Origin of the sequence: Lutibacter sp., assembly GCF_013139515.1 — a bacterium.
In the GTDB taxonomy this organism is placed as follows: Bacteria; Bacteroidota; Bacteroidia; order Flavobacteriales; family Flavobacteriaceae; genus Lutibacter.
Genome location: NZ_WTAR01000069.1, coordinates 1 through 12036 on the forward strand (window position 1 = coordinate 1; position 12036 = coordinate 12036).

The following is a 12036-nucleotide window of genomic DNA, read 5'->3' on the forward strand; positions in this document are numbered from 1 at the left end:
TTAATCCGTAGTAAAATTCCAAATTTGGCCAATTGTTTGTCCACCTTCACCATCTTTTACTACTACTTTCCAGTAATAAGTTGTAGAAGCGGTTAAATTAGTAACATTTAGGCTTTCTGCCGCTTGATCTGCTGCTACTGATGCAAGTGGAGGTGTAACAATGTCTAAATACACATCAAAAGTTAATGTATCTTCAGTATCTACATCATCTGCTGTCCATTGTAAATTGGCTGCAGTTCCTGCAACTGGTGAGTTTAACTCTGGACTTATTAATACAGGTGTAAAAGGTAAATGATTTGAAACGCCATCTCCTTCTGTATAAAACTGATTGGTTGATGAATAGCTACTAGCTGCACTATTGTTATCTGTCGCTTTTGCTCTCCAATAATAAGCAACACCTCTATCTAATGTTAAAGATCTACTTGTTGAAGTTACAGGAACATTATGAACTATTTGAGTAAATTGTGCATTTGTTGAAACTTGTACAGTATATGTTATTGCATCTCCATCAGGATCCGTTGAAGCATTCCAATCAAAATTTAATACATTATCTATACATAATAAATTATTAGAAGGATATACCAATACGGGTGTAGTTGGCGCCTCATTTGTTGGTGGTGGAGGTGTTGGAGTATCGCCTCCTCCTCCGCCACAAGACCATATTGTAATACTTAAGGCTAATGTATATAGTAACTTTTTCATTTTATTATTGTTTTATTATTTTAAGTATTATTGGGTTTTCTAATTTTACTTTTGCAATATACAATCCTGTTGGTTGATTTTCAAGTGTTAATTGAACTTTCCCATAAAGTACCGGATATGTTCTTGTTGAAATTAATTGTGATTGTATAGAGTATAGTTCAATAACTACTTCTTTTTGTGAAACAGGTAAAGCAATATCAAATATCCCATTGGTTGGATTTGGATAAGCAACTATTCCATCTAACAACTCAATAGTTTTAGAGAACGTACCTTCACAAGATTTTGCTGTTTTAACTTCAACCAAATCACCATGTTTTACATCAACATTAAATACTGGAGAGCTCGTTTTAAAACTTTCTTCTCCGTTTACATAAATTGTATAAGGGGCAGTTCCTGCTTTAATTTCTATTTCAGCTTTATTAAAGTTAACAGTTGCATCAGCAACAACCACTTCTCCTTCAATAACCTCTACATCAAAACACTGTGTAAATGTTTGACCCGTAACCGAAATACATAAATTATATATTCCAGGTTCTAAAGTATCAACTTTAAAATCATCATTTTTGGTAAATGATTCAGAAGGAACTCCATCAATTGTAGTGGTATATGTGTAATCTTCTATTGCTGAAATTAATATTTGTCCGTTATCTTCATCTGGACACGTTTCACTAATAACTTCAACATTAAAATTATTTGAAACTAAAGCGAAACAACCTGTTGCATCTACAGTTGTTCCTGCAGGTGTTCCAGGACATAAATCATCTAGATTATCAACGCCGTCATTATCTGTATCTCCATTTGGTGTTGAATCACATACATCACCTACACCATCGCCATCAGTATCTGCTTGGTCATTGTTTACAGTATCAATACAGTTATCACAACCATCAGGAATTCCATCAGTATCAGTATCAATAGAATCATCGTTACCTGGACAAATATCACAACCATCAGGAACACCATCACCATCAGCATCTAATGCATCATCAAAACCTGGACAAATATCACAAACATCACCCACACCATCGCCATCAGCATCTGCTTGGTCATTGTTTACAGTATCAATACAGTTATCACAACCATCAGGAATACCATCACCATCAGTATCAATAGAATCATCGTTACCTGGACAAATATCACAACCATCAGGAACACCATCGCCATCAGTATCTACTGTATCATCAGAGCCTGGACAAATATCACAAACATCACCTACACCATCTCCATCAGTATCTGCTTGGTCAGGATTTGCTGTATCAGGGCAATTATCTAAACTATCAATAAAGCCATCACCATCAGTATCAATAGCAGCTAAGTCTTTTGTTGCATATAATCTATACTCACCAGGGTTTAATGTAATTGATTCTGAAGTATTTGTTACAATTTTTTCGGTTCCAGTATAAAACTCGTACCAAGTACCTGTTTGTGTAAATTGTGGAGCTATAGATTTATTTGTTACATCAAAATTTCCTATAATTACAACATCCATAGTTGCATCTCTTAAAACGATAGATTTTGTTAATCCTCCAACGTTTAATGTGTAATTATTTGTGTTAAATACAGGGTGTTCTTTTTTAAATTCAATAAGTTTAGCCCAAGTATCGTATATTTTTTTTCTGTTGGCATCATCAAAATACTCCCAGTGAATTGGTTTTCTATCAACTCTACCTGGGTCATCTATACTAACATCATAACCAAGTTCTCCAAATTGCCATATCATTTTAGGGCCAGGAATTGTAAAGAAAAATAGGCCTGCTAACTCTTGTCTTGATAAGGCAATGTTTAAATCTTTAACATCATGAGCAGGGTTTGTACTGTTTCCAAACGTTAGGTTTTTATACATTAAACGTTCTTCATCATGGCTTTCCATATAACCCACTAAATGTGGATTGTTCCAACCTCTATTTTGATAAGAAATTCCAGAAATATCTTCACTTCCTGACCATCCCATAGTATTTTCAGCATAGGCATGGTTCATATTCCCCCAAAGCATAATACCGTAATTAGCTAAAACAGTTTCCTCAGAATTATCAGAAAGATGTTCAAAAATAACATAAGGTTTATTAGTCGGGTTATTACTCCAAACGTGGTCTGCGTAATTTTTTAAAATATTAATTCTAGATTGATCATAAGTACTTGCCCAGTTATCTGTACCATAATATAGTGTATTTGAAAATCCTTTTGTAAAATCAAATCTAAATCCGTCTATTTTATATTCATTCATCCAATACGTTAGGACATCATTAAAGAATTCAACCGTATGTGGTGATTCATGATTAAAATCATATCCCCAATGTGCACTAGTATTATCTACTAAGTTGTGATCTTCATTATACCAGGGACTATCTGCAGCTGGTTTATTATCAATACTATTCCAATACATTTCAACCATTGGAGATTGACCAAAAGAGTGATTAAATACCACGTCAGCTAATACAGCAATACCTCTTTGATGGCAGGCATCAACAAATGTTTTAAAAGCATTTTTTGTGCCATAAGCCTTATCTAAAGCCATATATAAAGCAGGATTATATCCCCAGCTATCGGCTCCTTCAAACTCATTGATAGGCATTAATTCAATAGCATTTACACCTAAAGTTTCTAAATAATCTAAATGTGTTAATGCTTCAGTATAAGAATCTGAATCAACAAAATCTCTAATATGTAATTCGTAAATTATTAAATTGTCTTGGGCAGGTTTTATAAAATTATCTACATTCCAAGTGTATGTAGGTTCGTTAATTAAGAATGTTGAAACAAAACCAGTAGTTAAATCTGTAGGGTAGGCCATAAGATCAGGATAATTTCCAGGTTTTATCCATTGATCATTATTTGGATCCAATATTTTTTCAGAATAAGGGTCAGCAACTTTAATATCATAATCTATTAAATATTGGTAAGCAAATTCTGTATCAACATCTAAACCAGGTATGGTAAGCCAAAAATCGTCACCATCTTTAGACATTTGGTATGCGGCATTTAATGTCCAGTTATTAAAATCACCTAAAATAAGCACATCTGTTTTTAGTGGTGCTTTTAGTAAAAATGTAACTGAATTATCAGGATTTTTATTGATACCATATTTTAATCCTGTAGGCTGTGTAGCTGTTTGTGTAGCTGTTTTTACATAAACAGAAATAGTTGTTTCTTTAGTTTCACCACCAGCTGTTGCTAAGGCTTTTAAAGTTTGTGTTCCTGAAGTAGTTAAAGTATATGATGTAGAAATTGTAGTAGTACTTGTAGCCGTTTGTTGTGAAACGTTATTTACTTGAAGCTCTAAATCTGCAGTAATTGAAGATTCGGCTGTAATTGTAATTACATCGTTAAGATTGTATGCGCTTTGATTTGCCGGACTAGTAAATGTTACATTTAAACCAGCAGCATATATTGGTACATGAATATCAGCTGATTGTGGCGAACCTGCCGAGGCTCTAAAAACTAAATTTAATTCACTAATCGTTCCAGAAGGAACACTATAAAACATTGGAACATCGGGTGTTATTGTAAAACTATATAAATTTGGGTTTGAACCATCTCTTGTAAGTTGTGGTTGCGCAGTATTATCTCCCCAAGTTCCTATAACATTTTGCCATCTTTCACCATTTACAGTAACACCTGTATGTGCGTATACATCACCAGTGAACCCATCTAAACCTGTCCCTGTTGCATCAAATGTTATTGTTATCTCATCTGTTGAAGTTGGTATTGTTGGGCTTGTTGTTACTTGTGAAAAAGTAAGCAGAGGTAGTAATAAAAGTAATATGAGTAATTTTCTTTTCATGGGTATATTTATTAAAAACTAAATGCAATGAACCGGATTTTTTAATATTCCGGTTCACTACAAAAAGGTTATTTATTATAATGTAGGTTGTTTTTTAAAATACAACCTTTTCTATAATTGTATTAAATATTTAGAACTACACTATACGTATATGCTCTAGGATTACTTAAGTCTAAAGTTATTGTGTAATTTCCATCAATATCAACACCAATATTTTGACCATCAAATTCCATAGTTCCATCTGCATCATTGTCTCCAATGTTTAAAGGCCAATCATCATTAGCTCTAAATTTAAAACCATTGTCAGGCGCCGTTTGTGCTGTTAAATCTAGTGTTACAGACCAGGTTTGACTTCCAGAGTCATAAACCATATCTGTATCTGAATCCCAACCAGTTGGTGTTGCATTACCTATAACTCCCCAATTTGTTTCTTCAATTGAGTAGGTTAATGCATCAGTATCAGCTTTTACAAGGTAATAACCTGCTGTTGCTCCTATGTTTCCTTCACCATCTGCAGTTAAAACTTGAGTATAACTTCCGTTATCTCCTGAAGCATCACCCCAATCTAAATTACCCCATTCAAAAACTCCAGAACCATTAGGTGCAATAAATTTAAATTCACCATCTAACCAAACAAATCCTTCATAATCTGTTTGACCTAATACAGAAGCTTCTAATAAAGGAGCTGATCCAGGATCCCATCCTTGGTGATTACCAGGAACGGCAATATTTAGTGGAATTTGACTTACAACAATAGTTTTATCATTAGTGTTAAGTGTCATTGTATACGTACCAGGCGTACCAATAAATTGAAAATTATTATCATTATCTAATGCATCTTCAAAATTAGCATCAATTGTATATCCTTCACCAATATAATATGGGTAATTTAAGCCTGAACCCCATTCTCCTTCAACTGTAAAGAATCTAAAGGCATTATTAACAAACTCTGTAGTACCTTGAAAAACACCATCTTGAATTTGAGCTAATTCTATTGGAGAATCCCATCCCCATCCAGCAGCAGGTACTCCATCTCCTACCAAGTACATACTTGCAGGTGGTGGAATAAACTCAATTGTATAGGTAAATAAACTCATATTTATGCTAATTTTATATTTACCAGCATCTAAACCTGTAAAATTTTCTTCACCATCTTGAATTAAAAAACCTGGATTAGCAGGATCTTGTCCTAAATCTCCTTCCCAATCAATATTGGTTGGCAAAAATTTGAATTCATCTCCATCAACTAAATCAACTGTTGTTTCAAAAAGATTAAAATCTAATCGATCCATAGCTAGTGCAGTTGTTGGGTCCCATCCTGTAAGTGAACCAACTAAATATAATTCAGGAAATTCTATAAAGTATGGTGTTAGTAATATAGAAATTGTTTGTGAAAATTCACCATTGGCAGATATTCTAATATCAATACCAGCCTCTGTATCACCTACAATTCCTAAAACATCTTTAGCTAGAGTGTTTAGTTCAGCTACAGTTAAACTAATAGAAGTTGTTTCAGTTGTTCCAATTACAACTGGTTCAGCAAATTCTGTACCTAATAATGCAACTTCAATAGTATAAATAGCTCCTGTTCCTTCCAAATCTGTAGATGTCCAACTAACTGTTAGAGCAGGATTTGCTTCGTTCGTGTCTACTAGTGCAATTGATGAGCCATCAATTGGGCTATTAATTGCAATACCTCCTTGTGGAGCTAATATCTCAAAGTTTTCATTTTCATCACAAGAATTAAATCCAATGATGATAAATGAAAGCAATAATATTTTATATATATATTTCATGTTATTTCAATTTAGTTTTTTTTAATCGTTTTTAACTAGCGAATATGTATATTCTCTTGGGTTACTTAAATCTAAAGTTACCGTATAGTTTCCAGCAGAAGGTACTCCAATATTTTCACCACCTTCTTCCATTGTTCCATCCGCACCACTATCACCTAAATTTAAATCCCAACCATCATTTGCTCTGAATTTTATTCCATTATCAGGTGCATCTTGTTGAGTTAAATCAATTGTAAGCTTAAGTGTTCTGCTTTCAGCATCATAAATCATATCAGTATCAGAATCCCAACCCGTTGGAGTTGCATTTCCAATTACTCCCCAACTAATAGGTGTTGCAGAATAAGTTAAAGCTTCAGTATCAGCTTGTACAAAATGATAACCTGTACCAACTTCAACATTACCTTCTCCATCAGCAACTAAGACTCCAGTATTACTTCCGTCAACACCAGAAGCATCTCCCCAATCTAAATTACCCCAGAAGAAACCTCCAGTTTCATTAGGTGCAATAAATTTAAATTGACCATCTAACCAAACATAACCTTCATAATCAGTTTCTCCAAATGCTGAAGCTGCAAGAGTTTGCGCTGAAGCAGGATCCCAACCTTGGTGATTTCCAGGAACTGCTATTTTAGGTAAATCTGTTGTAAAAGGTGTAACAAAAATAATTACAGTCTCAGATATTTGTTCTTGACTTCCAGTAGTTCCAACTGATGATTTAAGTCTAATATCTAATTCTCCTTCTACAAAAGGAGATAGTCCAGCACTAACAGCAATACCATTTAATTCACCAATGTTAAAAGAAACATATCTGTTTATCGTTGAAGCAGCTACATATGGTTCTTCAAAATTAGTTCCAGTTGCTGCAACTTCTACTGTGTATGTTATTTCAGTAGGTGTACCGTAATTAGATGATGTCCAGTTTATTGTTAACGCAGGGTTTATTTGCGTTTCTTCAGGGTTTAATACTATTGTAGTACCCTGAGCAGGTTCAGTAATTACTCCACTACCTTGTGGAGCTAAGGTTAACTGTACTGTGTCTTCATTATCACAAGAGGCTATAGTAACCAAAATGATTGATAACAACAGTACTTTAAAAATATTTTTCATAATCTTATATAATTAAATGTTGATTAATATCCAGCGTTTTGAGTTAAATTTGGATTTGCTGCTAAACTTTCACTTGGTAGTGGGAAAACAGCCATGTGATTACCAATAGCAATACCATTAGCTCCATTTCCTTTCCAAGCCCAATTGTAATTTCCTCCTGTAAAAAGTCCAAAACGTATTAAATCTTGTCTTCTGTGAGATTCCCAATGTAGTTCTCTTGAACGTTCATCAATTAAGAAATCTAAAGTAAGGTCATTTGCAGAGATTTGATCAGCACTAACTCTATCTCTTAAATCATTTATATAACCTACTGCTTGTGATTCACTACCACCACCACCTCTTACGAAAGCTTCAGCGTACATTAGGTAAACATCTCCTAATCTAAATAGTGGAAAATCTGTATCTACAAATGTAGGATCAGCTCCTGCAGCTCCTGTTGAAGTTCTATTGGTAAATTTAGTAATAATATAACCTGAATCCCTATCAGCTACATCAACAATATCAATCTCACGACCTTCAGAAATTAAAGTATTTCTATCATCATTAGAAGTTGTATTATCATTTAAGAATTTTTCCGCAAATTGTTTACGAACTCTTAAAGCACCACCCCAACCTTGAGCTCCTAACTCTTCAGCGTTTGCTTCAATACTTCCAACTTCACCATTTATAATTGTAGTTGTTGGACCGTAGTTTTGAGTTACAACACCATCAGATATTAATGGGAATATAATTTCATTTAAACCAGCTTCATTAGAGTGGTTGTCAGCCATAAAGTTTAAACTCCAATCTGAAGCTAAACTAAATCCGCCACCAATAATTTTATCACATTGCGTAATACAGTCAGCATAACGATCTGTTCCAACATATACTTCAGCATTTAAATACATTTTGGCTAAAATCATCCAAGCAACAGCTTTGTCAGCTCTAGCGTATTCATTTGCTTTTGAAGCAACTAAATCTCCATCAATAGCTAATAATTCAGATTCAATGAATTCAAATAATTGAGCTCTCTCATATTGTGGCGCTTGATAAGTTCCAACTGGGTCAGCTTCTGTTACAAAAGCAGCTTTTCCAAATAAATCCATTAAGTGGTAGTAAGCTAAAGATCTTAACAATCTTGCTTCTGCTCTGTAAGCTGCAATTTCACTTCCAACAGCACTTGTATGTCCTCTTTCTTCTAATTTTTCAGGAGTAGATTCTCTTAAGAAATCATTTGCTAATGCTACAGAGAACATAATTCTACCATAAGCACCTCTAAAAAACACATTTGAAGGTGTCCAAATATTACGTTGAACTTCTTTTGGTCCAGGGTCATTTTCATAAGACCAAATTACCTCATCAGTTGGGAATTCTTGAAGATACCAAATCATACGTCCGTATTGACTTGTACCTGCATCAATTCCAGAAAGGTTTGAATCACCTGCTCCATTAGGTCCAGTAATTGATAAGTTTCCGTATACACCAGCTAATGCTTGTTTATAAGCAGTTGCGTCAGCGTAAAATTCCTCAGAAAGGAATTCATCATCATCTTTAGGGATTACATTTAAATCATCAGTACAAGCACTAAAGAAAAATATAATTCCTAATAGAAAATAAATTTTATTTAAATATTTTGTTATCATTTTCGTATAGTTTAAAATTTAATATTAGCACCTACTAAGAAAGTTCTAGGTCTTGGATAGATTGAATTATCGATTCCTCCAAAAACTTCAGGATCTAGACCACTATAATTTGTAATAGTAAATACATTTTGAACACCAGTCCATAAACGGATACTTGATGTTTCATGTTTGTTAAAACCGTTAATTGTATAACCTAATGTAACATTATCCATTTTTAAGAATGATGCATTCTCAATGTAAATATCAGATAAGATAACATCTGAAACAGTATTGAAATTAGTTTCTAATACTGAAACTGGAATATTTCCTAAAGCTGCATTGTTTTGCAATAAATCGTATTGTGCAAGTGCAGAGTTAACATTATTATACATATAATTTCCAATACTAGCTCTTAAGTTGAAAGAGAAATCAAAATCTTTATAATTTACGTTAGATTGGAAACCCATTGTAATATCTGAATCTCTTTTCTTATAAATGTAACGGTCACTATCGTTGATAATTCCATCTTGATTTAAATCTGCAAAAGCACCTTCAATTGGAGCTCCATCAACATCATATAATTGTTTGTATACATAATAAGAAAAAGGGGCAAAACCTTGACTGTGTAATTGGATAGTTCCTCCAGTTCCACCACCAATTCCACCAACACGTATGTCTTGATCTAATGCTAATTCATCTATTTCTGTTTTATTATAAGAAACATTGTAATTAACATCTAATCTTAAATCATCAGTATCAATAAGATCAGCTCCTATAGAAAATTCAACACCTTTAGATGTAAATTTTCCAATATTTTGGAAACCAGAATTACTAAAGTTAGACCCATCAGATATAGCAACATTCGCTAATAAATCTTTAGATTCTTTTAAATAAACCTCTAAAGAACCATTAATTTTACTATTAAAAAGGCCATAATCTAAACCAACATTATACGTTGTTGTTTCTTCCCATTTTAAATCTTCTATTTTAGTTTGAGGGAAAGCAGCAGTGATTGAAGTACCTCCAAATATATATTGTGCTACTGAAGAACCTAATACCGTTCTTCCTAAGAATGCATATGATGCAGGAATATCTTGTTGACCTGCAATACCCCAACCTAATCTTAATTTAAGATTAGAAATAGTATTTGAATCTTTCAAAAAATCTTCTTCACTAATTTTCCAAGCAATTGCTGCTGCTGGAAAGTTACCCCATCTATTTTCTTTGCTAAATCTTGAAGTACCATCTCTTCTGTATGATAAAGTAAGTAAATACTTGTCCATAAATGAAAGGTTAGTTCTTCCAAAGAAACCTATTAAAACAATATCTGGGTGTGTATTTACATCTGATTCTCTATCTGGGTCCATTAAATTACCAGTTCCAAAATCTTCACCTTCAAATTTTTGGTAAGAATAACCCGCAGTTACTTCAATATTTACATTTTCTAGTTCTTTATTATATGTTAAATAACCATCTAATAATGAATTTGTTCTTTCACTAGTATATTCAGATCTTGAACCTAAGAATGGACTTCCAACTGCAAGTCTGAAACCGTTGATGCTTTGATCAGAAACTTGGTCAAAACCTTCACCATCAGTTTTATCGTACCCAATATTAAGAACGGCTCTTAAATCTGGAAAAAAGTGTAATTTGTAGTCTAATTCAACATTTCCATAAAAATGTTGTGATTGCCCTCTGTTTTCTCTTTGGAGTAAACTGGCTAATGGGTTTCTATTTGCATTATCAGGTTCACCATTAGTATGATATTCAAAAAATCCACCAAATGGAGAATTTTCATCGTATACAGATTGTGTTGGGTCCATTCTTAAAGCAGAATATTCAACTCCAGCAGCAAATCGGTTAAACTCATAGCTTAAATTTGCATTCACATTTACTTTTAAATGATCATCAAAAAACTTAGGGTTTAATGATAATGAAGAAGAAACTCTTTCAAATTTAGAAGTTTCTCTTAAACCAGGTTGTTGTGTATGTCCAAAAGAGAAACGTGTAGGTATCTTATCAAATATTTGACCACTTAACGAAATAGATTGATCTACAGATATAGCTTCTTGATAAATTTCATCTTGCCAATTTGTATCTGAAGTTCCTAGCTGATCAACAAGATCAGGTCTGTGTTCTTCAATTTGTGCACGAAATTCAGCAGCAGAAAACACATCAACTTCATTCGCCAAGGTATTCATACCAACTTTTACATTGTACTCTGCCTTAAAAGAAGCTTTCCCTTTTTTTGTTGAAATGATAATTACACCATTAGAAGCTCTAGAACCATAAATTGCAGTTGAAGAAGCATCTTTCAAAATTGAAAAAGATTCAATGTCATTTGGATTTAAAGAAGCTAAAACACCTCTTGAACCGCCTCCTCCAGAATTTGAAATAGGCATACCGTCAATAACAATTAAAGGATCGTTTGAAGCCCCTAAAGAGGAACCACCACGAATTCTTATCGCAGAGCCACCACCTGGAGCACCATCAGAAACAATTGTAACACCAGCTACACGTCCTGATATAAGACTAGTAGGTGTAACATTACTTCCTTGGTTAAAATCCTTTTCAGTAATAGCAGCTACTGAACCAGTAGCATCTTTAATAGTTGTTGTACCATAACCAATAAGTACAATTTCGTCTAACGATTCTGTATCTTGTTCTAAAGCTACATTTATAGTAGAATTAGTACCTACAGTTACTTCCAGGGTAGCAAACCCAATATAAGAAAATACAAGAACATCACCCTGTTTTACGTTTTCTAGGGTGTAATTCCCATCGAAATCAGTTGAGGCTCCTTTTGTAGTTCCTTTTAAAATAATTCCAACTCCCGGTAATTCACCGCCGGTAGCTTTTTCTGTTACCTTACCAGTTACTGTTTGTTGCGCGAACAAACTAAGCGGTAAAAATATGATAACAGACAATAGAAAAAGTTTGAAATTTTTCATCTATTTTTAAGTTAATTAATAATTAAGTTTTTAAATAATTTTACTATTTTTAATACATTTCACGTTGTGAAGTTAAGGAGTTAACATTTATTTAACAA

6 protein-coding genes are annotated in these 12036 nt (G+C 33.5%); all 6 read right to left on the minus strand.

What is annotated here, in order from left to right; translation table 11 throughout:
• Positions 1-702 carry a hypothetical protein gene (locus GQ540_RS06730; protein WP_291799240.1) on the minus strand — a complete coding sequence of 234 codons (702 nt, stop codon included), beginning with the start codon at positions 700-702 and terminating at the stop codon, positions 1-3.
• Between the two features lie 4 nt (positions 703-706).
• Complete coding sequence (locus tag GQ540_RS06735) at positions 707-4483, minus strand: alpha-amylase family glycosyl hydrolase (RefSeq protein WP_291799243.1); 3777 nt, start codon at positions 4481-4483, stop codon at positions 707-709.
• Between the two features lie 122 nt (positions 4484-4605).
• Positions 4606-6279: a SusF/SusE family outer membrane protein gene (locus GQ540_RS06740; RefSeq protein WP_291799246.1), complete on the minus strand. Its 1674-nt coding sequence runs from the start codon at positions 6277-6279 to the stop codon at positions 4606-4608.
• Positions 6280-6300: 21 nt separating this feature from the next.
• Positions 6301-7386, minus strand: coding sequence for a SusE domain-containing protein (locus GQ540_RS06745; RefSeq protein WP_291799250.1), 1086 nt, complete (start codon positions 7384-7386; stop codon positions 6301-6303).
• Positions 7387-7409: 23 nt separating this feature from the next.
• The gene (locus GQ540_RS06750; protein WP_291799253.1) at positions 7410-9008 is read right to left on the minus strand and encodes a RagB/SusD family nutrient uptake outer membrane protein; all 1599 of its coding nucleotides are present in this window, start codon (positions 9006-9008) and stop codon (positions 7410-7412) included.
• A gap of 11 nt (positions 9009-9019) precedes the next feature.
• A complete protein-coding gene (locus tag GQ540_RS06755; RefSeq protein ID WP_291799256.1) occupies positions 9020-11938 on the minus strand; it encodes a SusC/RagA family TonB-linked outer membrane protein in 2919 nt (972 codons plus the stop codon).
• Positions 11939-12036 lie beyond the last annotated feature (98 nt).

Bases quoted from the DNA above. Each gene is read 5' to 3' on its own strand.
- GQ540_RS06730 (WP_291799240.1), bottom strand. From the start codon at position 702: ATGAAAAAGTTACTATATACATTAGCCTTAAGTATTACAATATGGTCT.
- GQ540_RS06735 (WP_291799243.1), bottom strand. From the start codon at position 4,483: ATGAAAAGAAAATTACTCATATTACTTTTATTACTACCTCTGCTTACT.
- GQ540_RS06740 (WP_291799246.1), bottom strand. From the start codon at position 6,279: ATGAAATATATATATAAAATATTATTGCTTTCATTTATCATCATTGGA.
- GQ540_RS06745 (WP_291799250.1), bottom strand. From the start codon at position 7,386: ATGAAAAATATTTTTAAAGTACTGTTGTTATCAATCATTTTGGTTACT.
- GQ540_RS06750 (WP_291799253.1), bottom strand. From the start codon at position 9,008: ATGATAACAAAATATTTAAATAAAATTTATTTTCTATTAGGAATTATA.
- GQ540_RS06755 (WP_291799256.1), bottom strand. From the start codon at position 11,938: ATGAAAAATTTCAAACTTTTTCTATTGTCTGTTATCATATTTTTACCG.